This is a genomic window from Enterobacter sp. RIT637 (assembly GCF_019718755.1).
Classification (GTDB): Bacteria; Pseudomonadota; Gammaproteobacteria; order Enterobacterales; family Enterobacteriaceae; genus Enterobacter.
In genome coordinates this window covers 73,458-96,044 of the sequence record NZ_JAIHAZ010000007.1, presented here as the reverse complement: position 1 = coordinate 96,044, position 22,587 = coordinate 73,458, and the positions used below count along the sequence as shown (strand labels likewise).

Below are 22,587 nucleotides of genomic sequence, written 5' to 3'. Positions count from 1 at the left end.
GATGGATATATAAAAAAAGAAAAGACACCCCTATCATTTATGGCGGGGGTGGTTGAATAGCATGGCTATTCACAAGATACTGTCATGATGAACATTAATCCCCATACATTACAGGATTCATATGTCATCCATTAACATTGATGTTGCACGCCCAACTGGAATTTATTTTATCATTGAACGGCTGTATTCCCGCGATGGTCTTATGCCTTCTATTGGGGAAATCAGCCCCTCTTTGACACAGGTGCACCGTACTGTCATTCAGCTAAAACGCAAGCAAGATATGTTTATGGATGGTGTTAAGGTTACCCCTAAAGATATTACCCTTTGGCAACAGATAAAATATATTACGGGTTCAAAAGTAACGACCAAGGATACAGATGCGTTAGTGTATACGACCGATTTTATCGGCTCCCTTGTTGCCACAACGCCTTTAGGTAATATTGAGCATGAAAATATTCCTCGCTTCCTCACGACAGAGTCTATCCACTCCCTTCCGCAGGCGATGAATTATGGGCGTGATCCCATCCCACAAGTTCTTCTTTATGGGCGTAAGGATATTGTCTTCTTTATGGACAATGGTGGTAAGGGTACGCCAACCGCTATTGCAAAATATAACCACAATACTCGTGACCTTGCCATAATCAAAGATCAGCTAGAAGCCAGTAAAACGATGAAGGAGCTGCTATCAAAGGGAGCAAAATTATGAGTAAGAAAAGCCATATCGTGAGCATATTCGTCCTTGTTATTGCCTCCTTTATCTTTGGAAGAAGTACTTATGTTGAATATCTGTCATGGTACTATGGAAGCGATAATTTAATATCCAGCGGAATAAATAGCGCCTTACTATCTAGTTTATTTAACGGGCTTTACTTCGCTTTATCATCAAGCATTATTTATGCATTACTCACTCTCTTAAAAAGAATCCCCAGAAATATCGTCGTTTCTTGTCTGCTTCAGTTCGGCATTAACATCGGGTTATATACTCTTTTTGTTGCAGTAGATAGAGGATATAGTAAATTGCATACTTTAAGCTCGGGTGCTACCGATATCACCAACAGCTATTTTTTAGGGGCGTTGCTGACAAGCACACTCCTGACCGTCGCGATCGTGAGCGTTATACATGCTAAGTTTCTTTCTTCAAAGCATAAAGATGGGCTACATAAAGGCGTTTGACTGTTACGGCAAAGACAGCAAATGGCAGTATCTCTGTATCATGACATTCCAGCTTGCCTGGTTTTTGTTTTACTTATGGATCCCTTATCGAAGCGATTATGCGATTTTGCTGTTTTTACTGTTTTTCCTGCCCGTCATTTCAAGCAATACGCGGTGCATAAACTACTATGGCCGTTCACGCGCCTTGTGTTTTTTATGGCTTATTGCCCCGTACGTCATGCTGTTCGTTCCTCTTTTCTTAACCCAACGCCGGGATACAGAAGAGAGTTGAAGGAACAAAAAAACAACGCCACCTCACGGTGGCGTTGTTTTTTTCAGTACTGGTCTCTGTCTAACCAGTTACCGCTTTCAATCCGCGTTAGCCCATCAACAGGACGCTGATAAACGTACATCCACGCACTTCCGTATGGCGTCTGGATCAACTGGCGAGCGTATTCACCGCCCCTGGTGCGCAAGGCATCAAGTTCGGCAAGCGTAGCGTTATCAATACGATAAACTTCACCCTGTACTGTTCCTTCGCCCGGAACCGCGCCTGGATAGTGGCCCAGACTGTACAACTGGTAGTTCTCGATATTGTAATTCCCCAGCAGCAGGGCATTGGTCATCCAGTGACTGTTGCCTTGCTTGGTTCGTAAACTGCCGTACACAAATATTCGCATTGCTAAAACTCAAACTGATAGAGCAGATCAAGTGCCTGGTCTACGCCGGACACTGCTTCCAGATATAGCTTAGGCATCAGGCGATAGCGTAGCGTGAGTGTTGCCAGTGAGTCAAAGATCCCCACACCGTATTTTACCTGCAGACCCGGCAGTACATAGCCGCTGACCACCACCTGCGAGGAGTCACCCACGCCCTGGGTGTCCAGCGCCAGATTGCTTACGCCGAACGTCTCGCCGATTTTACCCACAACCTGACCACTTTGTGCAACCCCCAGACCCACTAACATTGATGTCATCGCCGCACCATCGCCTTGTTCGCTATCCAGTCCCTGTCCACGCAGGAGATAAGAAAGTGCTTCTTGCTGCGACATAGCCGGGTCAGAGAAGATCTCCGCTTTGGGTTCGTCGGCAGAGCCGGTGACGCGCACGCCAGCAATCACATCATTTTCAGTCGCTTCAGGGTTACGAATGGCTTCGATATTGAGCAGCGGCTGATCCGGTGGACCGGAGAACAGCAGCTCACCTTTACGCACAATCAGATCCTGACCATAAGCGTGGAAACGCCCTTCAGGAATATTGATTTGCCCGTTGAGGCCCAGCCCTTGTTTATCCTGCGCTACTTTCAGATCGCCCGTGAGTCTCGCCTTCAGCCCAAACGCATCCAACCGCACGTTATTCCCCACGTGCACGATAAGATTACTATTGATCGGTATGCCTGCGCTCTGTTGTTCAACAGGTTTCAGATTTTCACTGAGCATAACTTCATCACTGGAGACGCCGACTGCACTTTCCGGTACCTCATGAACCACGATACGCGCCCACGGCACGTCCACGCGTCCGTCCAGGGTGAACAGGCTCGGTGTCGCCTCGAAGACGACGTCAGGTGAGACATCCAGACGCACCATCGGCGGTACGGTGATGCGCACCCGGCTCCCCTTCGCCGCGATGCGTGCGCGCCAGTTATCAAGCTGGCTCCAGTCTGCATCACCGCTCAGATTAATTTGCCCCTGCTGGGTCAGTACCGAGCCGCTCAGCGTCGAACTCATGCCGTTAAAGTTCAGTGCAATCTGGCTCGGCTGCATGTCGAACGGCATAAAGTTACCGTCGATATCCACACCGCTAAGCCGCAGCTGACCAAACAGTTGCGGGCTTTCCGCGTTACCGGCCAGGCGCAAATTGGCATTTAGCAGCCCCTCGGCTTTTTCCCCGCGCGCGAAAATGGGGTTCACCATCGCCAGGTTGAAGTTGCGGATATTCACATTACCGCCGAGATTGCGCCGCCCTTGCGGATCGGTAACCAGCACCTGTCCGTCTAGCTGACCGTTGTTGGTCAGGCGGATGGTCCATCCCAGCTCAGCACGGTTGTTATGCAGATCGGCACTCAGGTTCAGGGTGTCGAACGCCACCGGCAGCGGCGCGTCGTTGACTTCCTGCGTCACCTTCACGTTACGCCCGGAGAGCGTCACGCTACCCTGCGGCAGCCCCTCTTTGGTGGTGTCCCATGCGACATCCGCTTTACCGCTGAAGACGCCGCTGGCCTGGGTCGTGTCCGGCATAAACGGCTTCAGCATCGCCAGATCGAAGCGGTTGAGGTTGATCTGCGCGCGCCCTTCCGCGCCCGCATCGATGGTCTGCGGCACGCAAAGTTCAGCGTTAGGATTGGTCCAGCAGTGTGGCCCAATGCTGATCTTCTGCTCGGCGTTGCGGTAGTCCAGCGCAATGGAGCGCGATAGCGCCAGCGGCCCAACCGGCGTACTGAAGCGGGTGTTATCCAGTTGCCCTTTCCAGCGTTCCGCTTTACGGTCGAAGCTTCCCGTCAGGTGAAGCTGGCCGGAGACCGGCTCGCCCTGCACGCGCAGCTGGAGGTCATGCTGCTTCTCGTTGCCTTTGGCTTCCAGCGTCACCAGATTGATGTTCACATCCGGCTGGGAGATACGTTCCACGCGCAGGTTCAGGTTGCCGCCAATCTGATCGGTGGATTTCACATCCCCTTCCACGCGGACACGGGCCACGCTCAACTCCTGCCAGCGCAGGTTATTGGCGGTGATATCCGCCAGCAGCTGCGGCGCCTCCACCGTACCGCGCACCTTCACCAATCCTTTCGCCGTGCCGCCAAGACCCGGCAGGGCGTTATCCAGATTCGGCGCGTCGATGGTGGCATCCAGGTTGAGATCCTTCACGCCCAGCTCGCCTTTGATATCCGCCGTGTTGCGGCCCAGCGCCACGTGCAGCCCCGGGATGATCCACTGCAGATAGCTGTTGCCTTTCAACGAGCCTTCAACGTTAACCTTGTTCTGCTTCACGTTCCCGGTGAGCTTGATTTCCGGTACGTCCATCTGCCAGGTGCCGCCGTAAAGGCTGCCGCGGGTTTTAATCAGGCCATCCAGTTTCGACGGCCAGTCCGGCACCTCTTTGGCGGTGTTAATGCCCGTCAGCTTCAGCTCGCCGCGCCAGCTGATCGCCTGCTGCCAGTCGAGCAGCGCGGTCAGCTCGGTTTTGCCTTCCAGCGCCGCGACGGTCAGCTTGTCGAGGTTGACCTGCTGCTCGTTGCCCTTCGCATCCAGCGTGATGTTCGCGGGCGGTACGCCCTGCCCCTTCACCGCGGTGCGGAACGACAACGTGTAATCGGTCATCTTGCCGCTCAGCTTCAGCTTCAGGTCATCGGCCTGGAACTGTTTTTCGCCGGTGAACGGCCAGTAAAGCTGCTTGCTGACGATCTCCAGGTTGAGCGGTAAACCGGCTTCCGCCAGCTGGGTTTGCCCACGCAACACCATATCCACCGGGCCGGAAAGGTTAACGCCAAACTCCAGCTTCTCGCGCAGCGCGCCGCCGACTTTGACCTTCACCTTTTCGCCCTTGAGCGGGTCGATGTTAAGCACGCTGTTGAGGGTGATATCCACCGGCCAGTTGTCGCGCAGCAGGGCATTCCCTGACGCATTGATGGAGCCCTGATTGGTGTCGATATCCAGCGCGTCGAGCTTCATATTGCCGTCAATGCTGCTGACTTTCAGCAGCATGTTATAGACCGTGAGGTCGGTATCGCCCGTCAGGCGCAGCTGTTCGCCTTTGAATTCCTCAATGTTGAGGTTCAGCGGCAGATGCACGTCGGTCATCTCCGGCAGAACCGGTTTCGAGAAGAGATCTTTCAGCGTTTCACCCAGCGGCTTCTCTTCCGGCTGCGGGTTCTGGATCTTCGGCTCGACGATCTCTTCCTGCGCCACGTCGGCCACTTTCGGCAGCGCGATCAGCAGCCCCTGCAGGGACGTTGGCGTCAGGGTGAGGTTTTTCTCCTGCCAGCGCAGGCCGGAGGTGAAATCCATCACGGATACGGTGGTGTCGTCGATTTTGATATTGACGTTATCCAGCGCCACCCGATAGAGCGCAATCGGGTACGGCGTGGAGAGATTCAGCGGGCCGCTGTCCTCTTCCTCGACCGGCGCAGACTTCGGCATTTTTTTCGAATCTATCGCCACGTTGACGTCTTTAAGCGACAGATCGTTGACGCAGAGCTTGCTGTCACGCAGGCAGCCCAGCTTCACGGCCAGATGGAATTCGCCCGCATTAACGGCCACGCCCGGCTGCTCATAGCGGATGTTCTTCAGACGCAGGTCGCGCCAGCCGCCCGTCACCTGGCCAATTTCCAGCCCCGGCACCCAGCGGTTCGCCGCGTTAAACAGCAGATGCAGGCCGGAGGTGGTGCCCACCAGAAATGCCACCGTACCGAGCAGCAGCACGATAAAAATCAGTACGCCGAGGCTTATCTTCTTCCATAAACTCATAATTCAGGCCCCAGACCGATGTAAAACTGTAAACCGTGTTCGTCTTTGTCGCCCACCGGCACGGCGAAATCGAGCTTGATGGGCCCGACGGGCGACTGCCAGCGCACGCCAACGCCCGCGCCGGTTTTGAAATCGCTGGTGCGGATATCGTTCACCGCTTCACCGCTGTCAACAAACATGGCTCCCCACCACTTGCCGCTGACGTTGTACTGATACTCCAGCGAGCCGGTCGCCAGTTTAGAGGCCCCGGTCAGCTGGCCTTTGTCGTTTTCAGGTGAGATTGACTTGTACTTATACCCGCGAATGCTGCGGTCGCCCCCGGCGAAGAAACGCAGGTCCGGCGGAACGCGTTCGAAATCACCCGTTTCAATCCAGCCGAGGTTGCCGCGCATCACAAAGCGGTGTTTGTCATACAGCGTACGGATCCAGACGTTTTGCGCCTGCACGACGGAGAAATCCACGTCGGAGCCCCAGGCGGAGTTGGAATAGTCGATGGAGTAGCGCTGCGAGTCGCCCCAGGTCGGCATCAGGCCACCGCGCGAGCGGGTACGGCTGATCATCACGCCCGGATACAGCAGCATGGTGGTGTTGGTGACGTTGGCCTGGGTAAAGTGATCGAGACTCCAGCGCAGGTTGATCGCGCGCTGCCAGCCGCTGGAGAGATCCCAGAAGCGTGATACCGCAAACGTCGTCGAGTCCTGCTCGGTGTCGTTCAGGTCGGTGCGCTTAAAACCACCCTGCAAAAGGTAATACTGCTCAAGCGGATTTTTCAGCAGCGGCATTTTGTAGCTGAAATCCAGCTGCTGCTCGGGGGCGGAAAGGCTAACGCTGGTGGTCAGGCTGTGACCGTAGGAGTTCATCCACGGCTTTTTCCACGAGGCTTTCACGCGCGGGCCAACGTCCGTCGAGTAGCCCACACCGGTCTCAATTGTATTCTCGGTACGCGGAGAGACCACACCATGCAGCGGCAATACTTTGGTTTTGCGCGATTTTTCAAATTCTGGGGCAACAATCACCGAGTTAAACCAGCCGGTGGCCGATAAACGACGGTTGAGTTCGCCCAGATCGCTCGACTGGTAATAGTCACCTTTTTTAAACGGCACCAGATTTTGCAGGTACTCTTCACGGATTTGCGACCCTTCGAACGTCACATCGCCAAAACGATAGCGTTCGCCGCTGTCGTAGTCGATGTCCCAGAACGCCTGACGCCTCTCGAGCGCCACGCCAAGCTGGCTTTTATTAAACTGACTGTCGAAATAGCCTTTACGTAGCGCGACGTTGGTTAAGGATTTTTTAAAATGATCGTAGTCGCCATGATTCAGAACGGTGCCAACTTTAGGACGGGTACTCAGCAGATCCAGGTAATCCCGATCCGTACGCGCACCGCCGCGCAGCACCACGTTGGTACCGCCAATCAATACTGGCTCACCCGCTGAGACGCGGGCAATCAGCACCTGACGCCCCTTCTTTGGCGGCGGGCGGAGGTCGAAATCAATGGTGGGTTCGTAATACCCCAGCGCCTTCAGCCCTTCGCGGATCGCGTCATCCACGCGCGCGCGAAAACGCCGGTCCGGCGTCACTTCGTCACTCTGGATCGTCGATAGCTGCGCGCGCACGTTTTTTTCCAGCGCCCCGGATAACCCCTCAACCTGCAAACGGACATTCGCCGCGCTGGCAACCCCGCTTGTCAGCAATACACTGACCAAACATAACTGGCGGATTTTTGTCACGTTTTCTCCTGAATATCCCTGTTTCCACCCTGGAAGCAAATGAAATGCCGCTCTGCGGCAAAAAAACGGCCTGTTAGCCAAAAACCCAAATCGTGGGTTGAAAATGGGTGTAACACCCAAATATTTCTTATGATTAAATCTAGACTCATTCAGCGCATTTATTGTGTTCAATTAAACGCTTCGTGACAACCTTAACCGAAACATCGCTACCCGGGAGGCACCATCGTGAGTTTATTCGACAAAAAGCATCTGGTTTCACAAGCAGATGCATTACCGGGACGCAACACCCCTATGCCTGTGGCAACCTTACACGCCGTAAACAACCATTCAATGACAAACGTTCCTGATGGAATGGAGATCGCCCTGTTCGCCATGGGCTGCTTCTGGGGAGTTGAACGTTTGTTCTGGCAACTGCCCGGCGTGTACAGTACCGCAGCAGGCTACACGGGCGGTTACACGCCAAACCCAACCTACCGCGAAGTGTGCTCCGGTGATACCGGCCACGCGGAAGCGGTTCGCGTGGTGTATGACCCGGCCATCATCAGCTACGAACAACTGCTGCAGGTGTTCTGGGAAAATCACGACCCGGCGCAGGGCATGCGTCAGGGTAACGATCACGGCACCCAGTACCGTTCGGCCATTTATCCGCTCACACCTGAGCAGGATGCCGCCGCGCGCGCCAGCCTTGAGCGTTTTCAGAAAGCCATGCATGACGCGGGCGATACGCGCGAGGTGACCACGGAAATCACCACCGCGAAGCCGTTCTATTATGCCGAGGACGATCATCAGCAGTATTTGCATAAAAATCCGTACGGCTACTGCGGAATCGGAGGCATCGGCGTCTGCCTGCCGCCACAGCTGGCCTGATCACTGGTCTAGCGCCACGCGAGCCGCGTGGCGCGTCGCATTACTCACCGAACCAAAATCCATCACTTTCCCCTGCAAGAGCAAATTGTAAACCGGCGCCTGGGGTCGGTTGAGCCGCGTTTGCAGCAAATGCACCGCTTCTATGCCCAGTTCACGACAGGGCACCGTGACACCGGTGACCGGTTTTTCCAGGCGGTGCGCTAAATTCCAGGCAAAATCGGTGGTGATGAGTGAAATGTCTTCCGGGATACGAAGCCCGTGACGCGTCAACGCTCTGATCACACCTTCCACCATGCTGGTACTGTTGGGGAAAATCACCTCCGGCCACTGCGCTTTATCATGGCTCTTCAGCCACTCATCCAGCGCCTGTTCCGCCTCATCTGCGGTAAACCACTCCGTCACGAGCAAATCACGTCGAGGCTCAAAGGCAATGTGAAAATGGCGGTACGCCTCTTTGATCCCATCCAGGCGAGCATAGAGCGTATCCCGCCGCAGGCACGTTAAGGTCAGCACCCGGCGGTGTCCCTGCTCAAAAAGGTGCTGCATGGCGGTAAAACCAATGGCCCGATGGTCGGGCGAAACGGAATCCAGCACCCGATCCCTGTCGACGGAATTAATTAACACGCAGGGTTTATTGAGCGTGCTGGCCAGTTTAAATATGGTGGAATCATCCGTGCCAATGATAATTATCGCGTTGATATTTTTATGGCTGGCCTTTTCCAGAAACAGTTTTACATCGGCGTGCTGTTCTTCTAATCCGCTATAACTGACCCAGACATTATGCGGCGCGCTGGCTTCGGCTATTCCTTTGGTCACTTCGAGATAAAAAATATCGCCGCGTCCCTGAAAGGTTCTTTCCGGCGCAAAAACAGCGATACCGTTAATTAATAGCCGCCCGCTTGCCATGGATTCAAGGACACCTAATTCCCGCGCGGTGCGAACAATCGCTTCCCGGGCCTTATCGCTGGTATATGACTTCCCGCTTAGCACCCTTGAAACTGTGCTAACGGAATAGCCCGTCAGGGAGGAAATTTCCTCCATTTTTAACTTACCCGCCATAGTGTGACCTCGCTCCCAATCAGTTTTTGCAAATATTTGCAGAAACAGCGCATTGATTTTAAAACCAAATTTCAAAATGGTTGGAGTTTACTTATTGACCTTGCGAGTATTCTCACAAAAACACATTGTCGCTGCGCCTGAGCTTTCCTATTTTCCGGTCATCACTCTTTTCGACTGAAATTAAGGTGAGACATGGAGAAGGTACGTTTTGGCATTATTGGTATAGGTAATATCGGCACGGTTCACGCGCGCTATTTACTGGCAGGTACCGTCAGCGACGCCTGCCTGGCGGCTGTTTGCGATAACGCGCTGGAAAAGCATCCGGCCATTCGTGAGTTGGTCGGCACCCTCCCACTGTTCAGCGATGCGCAGGAGATGCTCCAGAGCGGGCTTATCGATGCGGTCATTGTCGCCACGCCGCACTATGAGCACCCGCGCCTGTCGATGCTGGCGATGCGCAACGGCATCCATACCCTGTGTGAAAAACCGGCGGGCGTGTATACGGCGCAGGTTAAGGAGATGAACGCCTGCGCCCAGGCCTGCGACGTGGTGTTCGGCATCATGTACAACCAACGCCCGAATCCGCTCTACCAGAAGGTGAAAGATCTGATCGACAGCGGCGAGCTGGGTGAAATCCGCCGTTCAAACTGGATCATCACCAACTGGTATCGCTCGCAGAGCTACTACAACTCCGGCGGCTGGCGCGCCACCTGGAAAGGTGAAGGCGGCGGCGTGCTGCTCAACCAGGACCCGCATCAGCTCGATCTCTGGCAGTGGCTGGTCGGCATGCCGGTCCGCCTGCGCGCCTTCTGCCAGTTCGGTAAGCATCGTGATATCGAAGTGGAAGACGAGGTCACCGCCTACGCCGAGTATGCCAACGGCGCGACGGGCGTGTTTATCACCACCGTGGCGGAAACGCCGGGCACCAACCGCCTGGAAATAGCGGGCGACCGCGGCAAAGTGGTCGTCGAGGAGGGGAAACTGCGCTATTGGCGACTGCGCGAATCCGAAACCGCCTTTAACGCCCGCTGGGAGAACGGCTTTGGGGAGCCTGAGTGCTGGGAAGTCTCGATCCCCGTCCCCCCTGAATGCAGCGAACATCACGTCATTACCGCCAACTTCTGCGCGGCCATCCTGCGCGGCGAACCGCTGATTGCGCCGGGTCTGGAAGGGATCAATGGGCTCACGCTCTCCAACGCCATGCACCTCTCCACCTGGACAGACGACTGGGTCGAGCTGCCGCTCAATGAAAAACAGTATCTGCGCCTGCTTCAGCAGCGCATCAGCACCTCAGTGGCTAAAGAGACAGCCAGCGTCACGCTGGATGCCTCCGGCACCTGGTAACTCCGGAGAAGAAACGATGTTAAATGTCGCTATTGTGGGAACGGGGAATATCTCGCATAACCATATTCAGGGCTATTTGCAGTTTGGTCCGCGCTGCCGGATCGTCGCGCTGGTGGATATCTACCCGGAAAAAGCGGAAGAGAAAAAAGCGCGCTACGGCCTGGCAGATGCCCGCGTGTATGAAAGCCACCAGCAGATGCTGGAATCTGAGCCGAATGTCGACATCGTCGACGTCTGCACGCCGCCCTACGTCCACGCAGAAATCAGCATCGACGCGCTCAATGCTGGCTGTCACGTACTGTGCGAAAAACCGATGGCCGCCTCGCTGGAGGAGTGCGACGCGATGATCGCCGCCCAGCAGGCCAGCGGCAAAACGCTCGCCATCATTGCCCAGAACCGCTTTACCGATGCCTTCTGGCGCTTAAAAGCGGCGCTGGACTCCGGCCTCGCGGGAAAAATCTGCCACGCGCAGGTGGACTCCTTCTGGTGGCGCGGTCACTGCTACTACGACCTCTGGTGGCGCGGCACCTGGGAAAAGGAGGGCGGCGGCTGCACCCTTAACCACGCGGTGCACCACATCGACGCCATTCAGTGGATGCTCGGCTTCCCGTCCGAGGTGGTGGCGATGATGACCAACGTGGCGCACGACAACGCCGAGGTGGAAGACCTCAGCGCCGCGATTTTCAAATACCCCAGCGGCGCGCTCACGCAGTTGACCGCCTCGGTCGTGCACCACGGCGAAGATCAGAAAATTATCATTCAGGGCGATAAGGCGCGCATCTCCGCGCCGTGGCAAGCCTTTGCCAGCGTCAGCGCCGATAACGGCTTCCCGCAGGAGACTAACGACCAGCAGCGAGAAGCGCAGCTCAACGCCGTTTTTCAGGAGACGCCGAGGCTCGAGTGGACGCTGCACACCGGGCAGATCGATGACCTGCTTTATGCCATCGAGCACGGCACGGCGCCGCTGGTGGATGGCCTGCAGGGCAAACGTTCGCTGGAGCTGATTACCGCGATCTATAAATCCGCCATTACCCGCAGCGTGGTCACGCTGCCGATTCAGCGCGATGACCCGTTTTACCGTACCGGCGGAACCAACGCCCTCGCCCCCCGTTTTTATGAAAAATCCGCCAGCGTCGCCAACTTCAGCGAAGTGGGTGCGATTCCCCTTGGCAAAGATCTGGATAAAGGAGTGACACCATGAACAAGCATGACGGAATGAACTACGCCCCGGTGGGCAAACCGCAGCCGGTTGTCCGCGAAGGTGAATTCGTCTTCGCCGCCGCCGCGCTCGACCACGGCCATATCTACGGGATGAGTAACGGCCTGATAGAAGCCGGGGCCACCCTGAAATGGGTGTACGACCCCGATCCGGCCAAAGTGGATAAATTTATCCAGCAGTACCCGCAGGCAAAAGTGGCGGAGTCGCTGGAGGCGATCCTCGACGATGACGAGGTGCGTCTGGTTGCGGGTGCGGCCATCCCGTCCGAGCGCTGCGCGCTGGGGCTGAAAGCCATGGCGGCAGGCAAGGATTACTTCACCGACAAAGCGCCGCTCACCACCCTTGAACAGCTGGCCGATGCCAAAGCGATGGTGGAAAAAACCGGACGGAAATACGCGGTGTACTACAGCGAACGCCTGCACGTCGAGAGCGCGGTTTTTGCCGGACAGCTGGTGCAGCAGGGAGCGATTGGGCGCGTGGTGCAAACCCTGGGAACTGGCCCGCACCGGGAAGGAACGGGCCGCCCGGACTGGTTCTACGATCGTCGCTACTTCGGCGGCATTCTGTGCGATATCGGCAGCCACCAGATCGAGCAGTTCTTGTTTTACACGGGCAACAGTGAGGCATGCGTGGTCGCCAGCCAGGCTCGCAATTTCAACCATCCGCAGTATCCGGCGTTTGAAGATTTCGGCGACGCGATGATCAAAGGCGAAAACGGGGCCAGCGGCTATTTCCGCTGCGACTGGTTTACGCCGGACGGGCTCTCCACCTGGGGCGACGGACGCCTGACGCTGCTCGGCACCGACGGGTATATCGAGATCCGCAAATACGTCGACCTCACCCGCGGTGAGCAGGACGTGGTTTATCTCGTCAATAAAGAGGGGGAATTCCGCTACCCGGTTGCCGGACAGGTCGGGTTCCCGTTCTTTGGCGAACTGATCCTCGACTGTCTGCACCGCACCGAAAACGCCATGACGCAGGCACACGCTTTCAAGGCTGCCGAACTGTGCGTGAAGGCTCAGATGCTTGCCAACGCAGCCGGATAAGGGGAACGACGATGACGATCCTGAAGACGGCAATTATTGGCGGCGGCGCGATCCACGGCTGCCATGTGAATGCCCTACGCCAGCTGCCCGAGGTGGCGCTACGCGCGCTGGTGGATATCGACAGCGTCAAAGGGTTGAAGCTGGCGATGGACTATCAGTGCCGCTTTTATCAGGATTACCGGGAAATGCTGCTGGATGACAGCATCGACGTGGTGCATATCTGCACGCCTCACTTTGAACATAAAAGCATGATCCTGGCGGCGCTGGCCACCGGGAAGCACGTTTTCAGTGAAAAGCCGGTCGGCATGAACGGCACTGAACTCGCTGATATCGCCCGCGCCGTTGAGCAGGCGAAGGGGCAGCTTGGCGTCTGCTACCAGAACCGACTCAACCCGACCAGCCTGCGCATTCGTCAGGAGCTAGCCGATGGCGGGCTGGGTAAGATGCTCAGCATCAAGGCGGTGCTAACCTGGTCACGCTCAGGCGCGTATTACACCGACAGCCCGTGGCGCGGGCAGCTGGCGACAGAAGGCGGCAGCCTGCTGATCAACCAGGCGATCCACACGCTCGACCTGATGCAGTGGTTTGGCGGCGGCGTCACGCGGCTGAAAGGCGTGGTTGATCGCGGCGAGCTGGCGGACGTGACCGAAGGCGAAGACAGCGCGATGGCGACGCTTCACTTCGCCAACGGCGCGCGCGGGCTGTTTTATGCCACTAACTGCCACACCACGGATTCCCCTCTCTTGCTGGAGATCCACTGTGAACACGGCTCGCTGCTGCTGGAGAACAATATTCTCTGGCGCGTCACGCCGGGCGAACGCCTTCAGCTGGCAAGCGACGACTCCCCCGACGGCTCGGTCAAAAGCTACTGGGGGCTGGGACATCAGCAGGCGATCCGTCACTTTTATCACGCCCTTATTCACCCCGGAAACAAGGATTACACCGATATCCGTGAAGCCGGAAAATCACTCACGATTGTGGAGGCTATATATCGTTCATCTCAACGACGACAATGGATAGATATCAATAACTAGAACGTAATGTGTAATCCAGACGTTAATAAAAACACGACCTGAAATACAGGTTAAACATTACCCTACACTGGATATTATTATGGTCAAACCAACTGAACGTAGAGTTGGTTATGGCGTGGCGCTTGGCTACGGCATAACCGATCTGTTTGGCGGAGGCGCTTTCGCCATTATCGGCACCTGGCTGCTCTTTTTTTACACCACCTATTGCGGGCTCTCTGTGATAGAAGCGGGCTCAATATTTGCCATTGCCCGCGTCATTGATGCGTTATTAAGTCCGATTATGGGCTATATCACCGATAATTTCGGGGATACCTGGCTTGGACGCAAATTCGGTCGTCGCCGCTTCTTTTTATTACTCAGTTCCCCGTTAATGTTTCTCTACGCCCTGCTGTGGATGACGGACATGGGATACTGGTATTACCTGGGCACCTATCTCTCTATCGAACTGCTGTCGGCGATGGTGTTAGTCCCCTGGGAGACGCTGGCGGCGGAAATGACCAACCGCTACGAAGAGCGTAGCCGTCTTTCGGGCGTGCGGATGATCTGCTCTCAGCTGGGCGGTTTTCTTGCGGTTTCCGTTCCCGGCGTGATTATGCAGTTCACGGGAAAAGATAATCCGTTTACCTATACCCTCACCGGGCTGATATTTTCCTGCGTGTTCTGCATCGCGGTATTTATTACCTGGTACACCACCTGGGAAGCGAAAGATGTCCATCAGGAATCGAACTTCAAGGTGGATAATCAGCGTAAAGGCGGCCTGGGGAATCACTTAAAATATCTGGTGCTTGATCTCTTTTCGTCATTCCGCATCCGCGCCTTCCGCCTGCATATTCTCATCTATATTTTTTCCTTTACCGCAATGGATGTATTCGGTTCCGTCTTTACCTATTACGTGGTTTATTGCCTGAGCCAGGATGCTTCTGCGGTTTCAGGCTGGCTGAGTATTGCGGCCTTTGCCTCGGTACCGGGCACCTATGGGTTTATGCTGCTGTTGAACCGGCTGAACATGACGCCTTCTGCCGCCCTGCGGCTCTCGTACGGCTGTATCTTCCTGGTGCTGGCGTTCCTGTTTACGGTCTACCTCACCAAAACGCAGGTGCCGACGCTGCTCTTCTCTGCGGTCTTTATCCTGCTGGGTGCGGCACGTTCCGGCCTGTATTACATCCCCTGGAATATCTACAGCTTTATCCCGGACATTGACGAGATGGTCACGCAGCAGCGCCGCGAAGGGATTTTTGCCGGGGTGATGGTTCTGACCCGCAAAAGCACCGTGGCGATTGCCATCATGATTATCGGCCTGGTGCTGCAGGAATCCGGCTTCGTGAAGGGAAGCGGTGCGCAGCCTGAAAGCGCGCTGGGTGCCATTATCGGACTGATGATCTTCGCCACGGCAGCCCTGCTGGCCGTCAGCTTCTTCACGACATACAAATTCAAGCTGACTCGTGAGACACACAAGCTGCTGCTCAAAGAAATTGCCCGGCGCAAATTGGGCGGCGATTATCGCGACTGCGACGAGAAGACCCGCGTGGTGATCAAGCAGCTGACGGGCTACGAGTATGACCAGGTGTGGGGAGGCGATGCAACGCGCCGTGCAGTGGGTAACGTCCCGCTGTCGACCGTCAAATAGCGACATATGCCGGGCAGGCTCCCCGCCTGCCCGGCCTTTTTTTGCCCAAAATGTGACCTCTGGCAGATTTACATCTCTTTACGCTATACTACCCGCTGAAATAATCGGCTCAACGCTACGAGCTGACGTTCAATGTGTCTTCACACAAATGGTATCAACTCCCCTTCTGAGGATCTGGCGAGAAGCCGGATAAACTATGTTAAACAGTATTTTAGTAATACTTTGCCTTATTGCCGTCAGTGCATTTTTCTCGATATCCGAGATCTCGCTGGCCGCGTCCCGTAAAATCAAACTTAAGCTGCTTGCCGATGAAGGCAACATCAACGCCACGCGCATCCTGAAAATGCAGGAAAACCCCGGCATGTTCTTCACCGTGGTGCAGATTGGCCTTAACGCGGTCGCCATTCTCGGCGGTATCGTGGGTGATGCGGCGTTTTCCCCGGCGTTTTATAGCCTGTTTGTGCGGTATATGTCCGCTGAGCTGGCCGAACAGCTGAGCTTTATCCTCTCCTTCTCGCTGGTGACTGGCCTGTTTATCCTCTTCGCAGACCTGACCCCGAAACGCATCGGTATGATTGCGCCAGAAGCCGTGGCTTTGCGTATCATCAACCCGATGCGCTTCTGCCTGTACGTTTTCCGCCCGCTGGTGTGGTTCTTCAACGGCCTGGCGAACGTGATTTTCCGCATCTTTAAGCTGCCGATGGTGCGTAAAGACGACATCACGTCTGACGACATTTATGCGGTTGTAGAAGCCGGGGCGCTGGCCGGGGTGCTGCGCAAGCAAGAGCACGAGCTGATTGAGAACGTTTTCGAACTGGAATCCCGTACCGTGCCGTCTTCCATGACGGGCCGTGAGAACATTATCTGGTTCGATTTACACGAAGACGAGCAGAGCCTGAAGAACAAAGTGGCGCAGCATCCGCACTCTAAGTTCCTGGTCTGTAATGAAGATATTGACCACATCATCGGTTACGTCGACTCCAAAGATCTGCTGAACCGCGTGCTGGCAAACCAGAGCCTGGCGCTCAACAGCGGCGTGCAGATCCGCAATACCCTGATTGTGCCGGACACCCTGACACTCTCAGAAGCGCTGGAAAGTTTCAAAACCGCCGGGGAAGACTTCGCGGTGATCATGAACGAATACGCGCTGGTGGTGGGTATTATCACCCTGAACGACGTGATGACCACGCTGATGGGCGACCTGGTGGGCCAGGGTCTGGAAGAGCAGATTGTTCAGCGTGACGATAACTCATGGCTGATCGATGGCGGCACGCCGATTGAAGACGTAATGCGCGTGCTGGATATCGACGAGTTCCCGCAGTCGGGCAACTACGAAACCATCGGCGGCTTTATGATGTTTATGCTGCGTAAAATCCCGAAACGCACCGACTCGGTGAAGTTCTCCGGCTACAAGTTTGAAGTGGTGGATATTGATAACTACCGCATCGACCAACTGCTGGTGACGCGCATTGATAACAAACCGACCGTGCTGGTGCCGAAGCTGCCGGATGCGGAAGAGAAGGTGTCGGCGTAAAGTCCCTGCCCCACATACATCAACGGCTCCCATTGGGAGCCGTCTTTTTAACTACTGCATAGCACGTTGGTTAAGCCATCTCAGTCTGCAGACGCATAACCTGACGGTTGACTTCGGACATCACAGACAGGTGCTGTTTGTCCTTCACTTTTGGGATAAGGATTTTGCCCTTATCAAATTCAAAAGCGCCAACATCCTTGATATACAACCGTCCACGGAACAGGATCTTCACGTACTTCGCCACCTGAAGCGGGTTGTAGCGTTGGAAAATTTTCATTCTTGTATCTCCTGCGAATCATACGCTCTTGCGGTGCCACAATCGGCCCGACTGTCCTGAGCGCAAATTTTATTGCCCAATGACTATAGACCAGAACTACGTTGTTACCCAGTGTGCATAAGTTTATTTACCGTTTGATTACAATTATTCAGAATAATCTTTGCAAACCGTGACTCAGGGCAGTATAAGCCGTCGTTTTTTCATGGATATGTGCGTTCACCCGCAAACTGGCATCGGGATTGCGGGAAAACCCCATTGATCGCACTTATGATTAAAAGCGTAAGACCAAGTGGTCGGATCACCTGCTAACAAAAAAGGAAACACCATGACCCTACGTAATATCCTTGCAGCAACCTGCCTGCTGCTGCCCCTGTGGGCTTGCGCTCACTCGATTGAAAAAGGACAACGCGTACCGCCAGTCGGCATTGCTGACCGGGGAGAATTGATTCTCGACAATGATAAGTTTAGCTACAAAGCCTGGAATAGCGCGCAGCTCGCGGGCAAAGTGAGAGTTGTACAACATATTGCTGGTCGTACATCCGCAAAAGAGAAAAATGCCAACCTGGTGGAAGCGATCAAGGCCGCAAAATTCCCGCACGATCGCTACCAGACCACCACCATTGTGAATACCGACGATGCCATTCCCGGCTCCGGCATGTTCGTGCGCTCAAGCCTGGAGAGCAATAAAAAGCTCTACCCGTGGTCGCAGTTTATCGTCGACAGCAACGGCGTGACGCGTAAGGCGTGGCAGCTGGAAGAAGAGAGTTCTGCGATTGTGGTACTCGATAAAGAGGGACGCGTGCAGTGGGTGAAGGACGGAGGCTTAACACAGGAGGAGGTGCAGCAGGTGGTTGCTCTGCTGCACAAACTGCTGGCTCAGTAAATCGACACCCGGAAGCCAGGGTTGAGGAATGATTCGCGCGGGGTATAGTCCAGCGGCTTGCCCTGCCAGTCATGAACATGCGCACCGGCCGCCGCCGCTACCGCGTGCCCTGCCGCCGTATCCCAGACGTTGGTTGGCCCAAATCGCGGATAAAGCTGCGCGTGTCCTTCCGCCACCAGGCAGAACTTGAGCGATGAACCAATTGACGTCGTCTGGTGTTCACCCAGCTGCTGCAGATACTCCTGCAGTTCGCTGTCGCTGTGGGAACGGCTGATCACCACCAGCGGTGGACGCGCATCACGCACCTGAATCTGCTTACGCACGCCGCACTCTTCCTTCCAGGCTTTACCTTCCGCAGCGCTGTACATTACCTTCATCACCGGCGCGTAGACCACGCCGAGCACCGCTTTTCCCTTCTCAATCAGGGCGATGTTGACGGTAAACTCACCGTTGCGCTTAATGAACTCTTTCGTTCCGTCCAGCGGATCCACCAGCCAGTAACGCTGCCAGTGCTGGCGCTCGTCCCAGCCCTGCGGCGCTTCTTCTGACAAGACGGGGATGTCCGGCGTTAAGGTCTGCAGCCCTTTCAGGATCACACCATGCGCCGCGATATCTGCCGCCGTGACCGGGGAGTCATCCGCTTTGCTGACAACGTCCATCGGCTTCTCGCCGTCGTACACTTGCATAATGGCATCACCCGCATCCCGTGCGAGCTGACAAATTTTATCTAACATTCTCCACCTCTTCGTTAACGCAGTGGTCATAACTCGTTGTTTTATTTATATCGTAATGTGAACAATTCTGCTATCTGTGAAGCAATTCCGGTTTCACTACCCTTATTTCTGGCAGGATTCACACTTCTGTAAGCAACGCGATATAGATACATAATCTTTTGTGGCTTGGATCGAAAAAAGGACTCTTCTGATGATTAAGTTTAGCGCAACGCTCCTGGCGACGTTGGTGGCCGCCAGCGTTCAGGCGGCGACGGTGGATCTTCGTATTCTGGAAACGACCGATCTTCACAGTAACATGATGGACTTCGATTACTACAAAGATACGCCTACCGAAAAATTCGGACTGGTACGCACGGCAAGTTTGATTAACGCCGCCCGCGGTGAAGTGAAAAACAGCGTGCTGGTCGATAACGGGGATTTAATTCAGGGTAGCCCATTGGGCGATTACATGGCCGCGAAAGGGCTGAAAAAGGGTGAAATTCATCCGGTTTATAAAGCGATGAATACCCTGGACTATACCGTCGGCAACCTCGGCAATCACGAATTTAACTACGGTCTGACATACCTGCACGATGCGCTGGCAGGCGCGAAATTCCCGTACGTTAACGCCAATATCATCGACGTTAAGACCCATAAGCCGCTGTTCACTCCTTACCTGATTAAAGAGACCGAGGTTGTCGACAGCGAAGGTCATAAGCAGACGCTGAAGATTGGCTATATCGGCTTTGTGCCACCGCAGATCATGACGTGGGATAAAGCCAACCTCGACGGGAAAGTGACCGTTAACGACATCACCGAAACCGCGCGCAAGTATGTGCCGGAAATGCGCGAGAAAGGCGCTGACCTGGTGGTGGTTGTCGCCCACTCCGGCCTCTCTGCCGATCCTTACCAGGCTATGGCAGAAAACTCCGTTTACTACCTGAGCGAAGTCCCGGGCGTTGACGCGATCCTGTTCGGTCACGCCCACGCGGTCTTCCCGGGCAAAGATTTCGCCAGCATCAAAGGCGCGGATATCGAGAAAGGGACGCTCAACGGCGTGCCGTCGGTGATGCCGGGGATGTGGGGCGATCATCTGGGCGTGGTGGATCTGGTGCTAAATAACGACGGCGGAAGCTGGAAAGTTACCCATTCAAAAGCGGAAGCGCGTCCGATCTACGATGCGGCAGCCAAAAAATCCCTGGTCGGGGAAGATAAAAAACTGGTCGACGTGCTGAAGCATGACCACGACGCAACCCGTGAATTCGTCAGCAAGCCGATTGGGAAATCCGCCGACAACATGTACAGCTTCCTGGCGCTGGTGCAGGATGACCCAACCGTTCAGGTGGTCAACATGGCGCAGAAAGCCTATGCCGAACACTTTGTTCAGGGCGATCCGGATCTGGCAAAACTGCCGGTGCTTTCAGCCGCAGCACCGTTCAAGGTGGGTGGACGCAAGAATGACCCGGCAAGCTACGTGGAAGTCGAAAAAGGCCAACTGACGTTCCGTAACGCCGCCGATCTCTATCTTTATCCGAACACGCTGGTCGTGGTGAAAGCGACGGGGAAAGAGGTGAAAGAGTGGCTGGAATGCTCCGCCGGACAGTTCAACCAGATCGACCCGAACAGCAGCAAGCCGCAGTCGCTGATTAACTGGGACGGGTTCCGTACCTACAACTTCGACGTGATCGACGGCGTGGAGTATCAGATTGACGTTACTCAGCCAGCCAAATACGACGGCGAGTGCCAGGCCATTCATCCGCAGGCTGAACGTATCAAAAACCTGACCTTCAACGGCAAGGCAATTGACCCGAACGCCTCCTTCCTGGTGGTGACCAATAACTACCGTGCCTACGGCGGCAAGTTTGCCGGAACGGGTGACAGCCACATCGCCTTTGCCTCGCCGGACGAGAACCGCTCAGTGCTGGCGGCATGGATCAGCGCGGAATCGAAGAAGGCGGGCGAAATTCATCCGGCGGTGGATAACAACTGGCGTCTGGCGCCGATCCACAGCGAGACGAAACTGGACATCCGCTTTGAAACGTCGCCATCAGATAAGGCAGCCGCGTTCATTAAGGACAAGTCGCAGTATCCGATGAAGAAAGTTGCAACGGATGATATCGGGTTCGCGATTTATCAGGTGGATTTGAGCAGGTAAAAGCAAAACGGCAACGCACGTTGCCGTTTTTGGTGTTTGTTCCCTCTCCCTGTGGGAGAGGGTCAGGGTGAGGGCATCAGGCCACACATACCCGGCTTTTACGCCGCACGATCGTCCCGATTCGCCATCACCTTCGGCGTATTCACCTCAATCCAGTCCGCCAGCGCGGCCACTTTCTCGCTCACCTCAACGCCCAGCGGCGTCAGACTATACTCTACGTGCGGCGGCACAACCGGATATGACACGCGATCGACAAACCCGTCCAGCTCCAGCGCCTGAAGCGACTGGGCCAGCATCTTCTCGCTCACGCCGCCCATCTTGCGGCGAAGGTCGCTAAAGCGATGCGTACCCTCGCGTAGCGCCACCAGGATCAGCACGCCCCAGCGGCTGGTAACGTGCTTAAGCACGTCTCGTGATGGGCACTGTTCCGCGAAGAGATTGCCATCGCGCATTTGCTCGCTAAGCGTCGGGATCGTTTTTTTCATACTTACCTTTTTGTACGTACTTACTAAAAGTTAGCTTCAATGCTAGTGTGCCACAACACCAGACAAACACGAAGGAGATTCATCATGATCGCGATTACCGGCGCTACCGGCCAGCTTGGCCAACTCGTTATTGAAGAACTGCTGAAAACCGTTCCAGCCGGCCAGATTGTGGCCATTGTGCGTAACCCCGCAAAAGCTGAAGCGTTGAGCAACCAGGGTATTGTGGTTCGTCAGGCGGATTACACCGACCAGGCGGCGTTCACGACCGCGCTGAACGGCGTGGATAAACTGCTGCTGATCTCCTCCAGCGAAGTGGGCCAGCGCGCCGCGCAGCACCAGAACGTCATTAACGCCTCCAAAGCGGCTGGCGTGAAGTTTATCGCCTACACCAGCCTGCTGCATGCGGATAAATCGCCGCTCGGCCTTCACGTTGAACACGTCGAAACCGAAAAAGCGCTGGCAGAGTCTGGCGTGCCATATGCCCTGCTTCGCAACGGCTGGTACACCGAAAACTATCTGGCGAGCGCACCGCCCGCGCTGGAACACGGCGTGTTTATTGGTGCCGCTGGCGAAGGGAAAATCGCCTCTGCGACCCGTGCAGATTACGCGGCGGCGGCAGCCAAGGTTGTTTCTGAGGAAGGTCATGCAGGCAAGGTGTATGAACTGGCGGGCGACAGCGCGTGGACGCTGAGCGAACTGGCGGCTGAACTGAGCAAACAGAGCGGTAAGCCTGTGGCGTATCAGAACCTGAGCGAAGCCGATTTTGCTGCCGCGCTGAAGGGCGTTGGCCTGCCTGCCGGGCTGGCGGATATGCTGGCGGATTCCGACACCGGCGCCTCCAAAGGCGGTCTGTTCGACGACAGCCGTACCCTGAGCAAGCTGATCGGTCGCCCGACCACGCCGTTGGCCGAAAGTATCAAAGCCATCCTGTAATTGTTACAAATAGGTTATTTTTTGTGGCATCCCCTCGGGTCATCTCTGATAATGAAGCGATGACCCACGA

Annotated in this window: 19 protein-coding genes; 12 read left to right on the top strand and 7 right to left on the bottom strand. The window is 55.4% G+C overall.

Translation table 11 applies throughout. The features are described from left to right. Positions 1-121: 121 nt before the first annotated feature. Together K5E19_RS12790 and K5E19_RS12785 are read left to right on the top strand one after the other, a co-directional pair. Positions 122-706: a hypothetical protein gene (locus tag K5E19_RS12790; RefSeq protein ID WP_221551529.1), complete on the top strand. Its 585-nt coding sequence runs from the start codon at positions 122-124 to the stop codon at positions 704-706. Continuing rightward, the gene (locus tag K5E19_RS12785; RefSeq protein ID WP_221551527.1) at positions 703-1,173 is read left to right on the top strand and encodes a hypothetical protein; all 471 of its coding nucleotides are present in this window, start codon (positions 703-705) and stop codon (positions 1,171-1,173) included. The genes K5E19_RS12790 and K5E19_RS12785 overlap by 4 nt, the downstream gene beginning before the upstream one ends. A 314-nt stretch (positions 1,174-1,487) precedes the next feature. Here the strand turns inward: K5E19_RS12785 and K5E19_RS12780 are convergent, their stop codons facing one another. The 3 genes from K5E19_RS12780 to tamA are packed head-to-tail and all read right to left on the bottom strand — an operon-like array spanning position 1,488 to position 7,341. Continuing rightward, positions 1,488-1,832 carry a gamma-glutamylcyclotransferase gene (locus tag K5E19_RS12780; protein ID WP_010427401.1) on the bottom strand — a complete coding sequence of 115 codons (345 nt, stop codon included), beginning with the start codon at positions 1,830-1,832 and terminating at the stop codon, positions 1,488-1,490. A gap of 2 nt (positions 1,833-1,834) precedes the next feature. After that, positions 1,835-5,611: an autotransporter assembly complex protein TamB gene (gene tamB, locus K5E19_RS12775; protein WP_221551525.1), complete on the bottom strand. Its 3,777-nt coding sequence runs from the start codon at positions 5,609-5,611 to the stop codon at positions 1,835-1,837. Continuing rightward, entirely contained in the window at positions 5,608-7,341 is a 1,734-nt protein-coding gene (tamA, locus tag K5E19_RS12770; RefSeq protein WP_221551522.1) for an autotransporter assembly complex protein TamA, read from the bottom strand. The genes tamB and tamA overlap by 4 nt, the downstream gene beginning before the upstream one ends. A gap of 225 nt (positions 7,342-7,566) precedes the next feature. Here tamA and msrA point away from each other — a divergent pair, with 225 nt between their 5' ends. Continuing rightward, positions 7,567-8,208 carry a peptide-methionine (S)-S-oxide reductase MsrA gene (msrA, locus tag K5E19_RS12765; RefSeq protein WP_010427407.1) on the top strand — a complete coding sequence of 214 codons (642 nt, stop codon included), beginning with the start codon at positions 7,567-7,569 and terminating at the stop codon, positions 8,206-8,208. Here the strand turns inward: msrA and K5E19_RS12760 are convergent, their stop codons facing one another. Beyond that, positions 8,209-9,267 (bottom strand): LacI family DNA-binding transcriptional regulator, encoded by a 1,059-nt coding sequence (locus K5E19_RS12760; RefSeq protein ID WP_221551662.1) that lies wholly within the window; start codon positions 9,265-9,267, stop codon positions 8,209-8,211. A gap of 192 nt (positions 9,268-9,459) precedes the next feature. Between K5E19_RS12760 and K5E19_RS12755 the strand changes: the two genes are divergently transcribed. The 6 genes from K5E19_RS12755 (at position 9,460) to K5E19_RS12730 (ending at position 17,071) form a co-directional block, all read left to right on the top strand. Then, positions 9,460-10,611 (top strand): Gfo/Idh/MocA family protein, encoded by a 1,152-nt coding sequence (locus K5E19_RS12755; protein WP_221551521.1) that lies wholly within the window; start codon positions 9,460-9,462, stop codon positions 10,609-10,611. A gap of 16 nt (positions 10,612-10,627) precedes the next feature. Next, a complete protein-coding gene (locus K5E19_RS12750) occupies positions 10,628-11,812 on the top strand; it encodes a Gfo/Idh/MocA family protein (RefSeq protein WP_221551519.1) in 1,185 nt (394 codons plus the stop codon). Further along, positions 11,809-12,876, top strand: a complete 1,068-nt coding sequence (locus K5E19_RS12745) for a Gfo/Idh/MocA family protein (protein ID WP_221551518.1) — start codon at positions 11,809-11,811, stop codon at positions 12,874-12,876. Before K5E19_RS12750 ends, K5E19_RS12745 begins: the two co-directional genes overlap by 4 nt. Before the next feature lie 11 nt (positions 12,877-12,887). Beyond that, the gene (locus tag K5E19_RS12740) at positions 12,888-13,910 is read left to right on the top strand and encodes a Gfo/Idh/MocA family protein (protein WP_221551516.1); all 1,023 of its coding nucleotides are present in this window, start codon (positions 12,888-12,890) and stop codon (positions 13,908-13,910) included. Positions 13,911-13,989: 79 nt separating this feature from the next. Beyond that, a complete protein-coding gene (locus K5E19_RS12735) occupies positions 13,990-15,537 on the top strand; it encodes an MFS transporter (RefSeq protein WP_221551514.1) in 1,548 nt (515 codons plus the stop codon). 196 nt (positions 15,538-15,733) lie between these two features. Beyond that, positions 15,734-17,071, top strand: a complete 1,338-nt coding sequence (locus tag K5E19_RS12730) for a hemolysin family protein (protein WP_221551512.1) — start codon at positions 15,734-15,736, stop codon at positions 17,069-17,071. Between the two features lie 70 nt (positions 17,072-17,141). Here K5E19_RS12730 and K5E19_RS12725 read toward each other — a convergent pair whose 3' ends face one another. Continuing rightward, the gene (locus K5E19_RS12725; RefSeq protein WP_003856054.1) at positions 17,142-17,348 is read right to left on the bottom strand and encodes a DUF1107 domain-containing protein; all 207 of its coding nucleotides are present in this window, start codon (positions 17,346-17,348) and stop codon (positions 17,142-17,144) included. Positions 17,349-17,673: 325 nt separating this feature from the next. On the opposite strand from K5E19_RS12725, the gene K5E19_RS12720 reads away from it, so the two are divergent. Further along, complete coding sequence (locus K5E19_RS12720; RefSeq protein WP_221551511.1) at positions 17,674-18,231, top strand: YtfJ family protein; 558 nt, start codon at positions 17,674-17,676, stop codon at positions 18,229-18,231. Here K5E19_RS12720 and cysQ read toward each other — a convergent pair. Then, on the bottom strand, positions 18,225-18,965 hold the full coding sequence (gene cysQ, locus K5E19_RS12715) for a 3'(2'),5'-bisphosphate nucleotidase CysQ (protein ID WP_221551510.1): 741 nt from the start codon (positions 18,963-18,965) through the stop codon (positions 18,225-18,227). The genes K5E19_RS12720 and cysQ overlap by 7 nt on opposite strands. A 190-nt stretch (positions 18,966-19,155) precedes the next feature. Here cysQ and K5E19_RS12710 point away from each other — a divergent pair, with 190 nt between their 5' ends. Beyond that, on the top strand, positions 19,156-21,099 hold the full coding sequence (locus K5E19_RS12710) for a bifunctional 2',3'-cyclic-nucleotide 2'-phosphodiesterase/3'-nucleotidase (protein ID WP_221551509.1): 1,944 nt from the start codon (positions 19,156-19,158) through the stop codon (positions 21,097-21,099). A 98-nt stretch (positions 21,100-21,197) separates the two neighbouring features. On the opposite strand, the gene K5E19_RS12705 is transcribed toward K5E19_RS12710, so the two are convergent. After that, entirely contained in the window at positions 21,198-21,584 is a 387-nt protein-coding gene (locus K5E19_RS12705) for a helix-turn-helix domain-containing protein (RefSeq protein ID WP_221551508.1), read from the bottom strand. A gap of 84 nt (positions 21,585-21,668) precedes the next feature. Here K5E19_RS12705 and K5E19_RS12700 point away from each other — a divergent pair, with 84 nt between their 5' ends. Continuing rightward, a complete protein-coding gene (locus tag K5E19_RS12700) occupies positions 21,669-22,517 on the top strand; it encodes an SDR family oxidoreductase (RefSeq protein ID WP_221551507.1) in 849 nt (282 codons plus the stop codon). The last annotated feature ends 70 nt before the right edge of the window (positions 22,518-22,587 follow it).

Coding starts and splice junctions, on each gene's coding strand:
- K5E19_RS12710 (WP_221551509.1), top strand. CDS start 19,156: ATGATTAAGTTTAGCGCAACGCTCCTGGCGACGTTGGTGGCCGCCAGC.
- K5E19_RS12730 (WP_221551512.1), top strand. CDS start 15,734: ATGTTAAACAGTATTTTAGTAATACTTTGCCTTATTGCCGTCAGTGCA.
- cysQ (WP_221551510.1), bottom strand. CDS start 18,965: ATGTTAGATAAAATTTGTCAGCTCGCACGGGATGCGGGTGATGCCATT.
- K5E19_RS12720 (WP_221551511.1), top strand. CDS start 17,674: ATGACCCTACGTAATATCCTTGCAGCAACCTGCCTGCTGCTGCCCCTG.
- K5E19_RS12700 (WP_221551507.1), top strand. CDS start 21,669: ATGATCGCGATTACCGGCGCTACCGGCCAGCTTGGCCAACTCGTTATT.
- K5E19_RS12750 (WP_221551519.1), top strand. CDS start 10,628: ATGTTAAATGTCGCTATTGTGGGAACGGGGAATATCTCGCATAACCAT.
- K5E19_RS12740 (WP_221551516.1), top strand. CDS start 12,888: ATGACGATCCTGAAGACGGCAATTATTGGCGGCGGCGCGATCCACGGC.
- tamB (WP_221551525.1), bottom strand. CDS start 5,611: ATGAGTTTATGGAAGAAGATAAGCCTCGGCGTACTGATTTTTATCGTG.
- K5E19_RS12745 (WP_221551518.1), top strand. CDS start 11,809: ATGAACAAGCATGACGGAATGAACTACGCCCCGGTGGGCAAACCGCAG.
- K5E19_RS12790 (WP_221551529.1), top strand. CDS start 122: ATGTCATCCATTAACATTGATGTTGCACGCCCAACTGGAATTTATTTT.
- K5E19_RS12755 (WP_221551521.1), top strand. CDS start 9,460: ATGGAGAAGGTACGTTTTGGCATTATTGGTATAGGTAATATCGGCACG.
- K5E19_RS12785 (WP_221551527.1), top strand. CDS start 703: ATGAGTAAGAAAAGCCATATCGTGAGCATATTCGTCCTTGTTATTGCC.
- K5E19_RS12735 (WP_221551514.1), top strand. CDS start 13,990: ATGGTCAAACCAACTGAACGTAGAGTTGGTTATGGCGTGGCGCTTGGC.
- K5E19_RS12725 (WP_003856054.1), bottom strand. CDS start 17,348: ATGAAAATTTTCCAACGCTACAACCCGCTTCAGGTGGCGAAGTACGTG.
- K5E19_RS12760 (WP_221551662.1), bottom strand. CDS start 9,267: ATGGCGGGTAAGTTAAAAATGGAGGAAATTTCCTCCCTGACGGGCTAT.
- K5E19_RS12780 (WP_010427401.1), bottom strand. CDS start 1,832: ATGCGAATATTTGTGTACGGCAGTTTACGAACCAAGCAAGGCAACAGT.
- K5E19_RS12705 (WP_221551508.1), bottom strand. CDS start 21,584: ATGAAAAAAACGATCCCGACGCTTAGCGAGCAAATGCGCGATGGCAAT.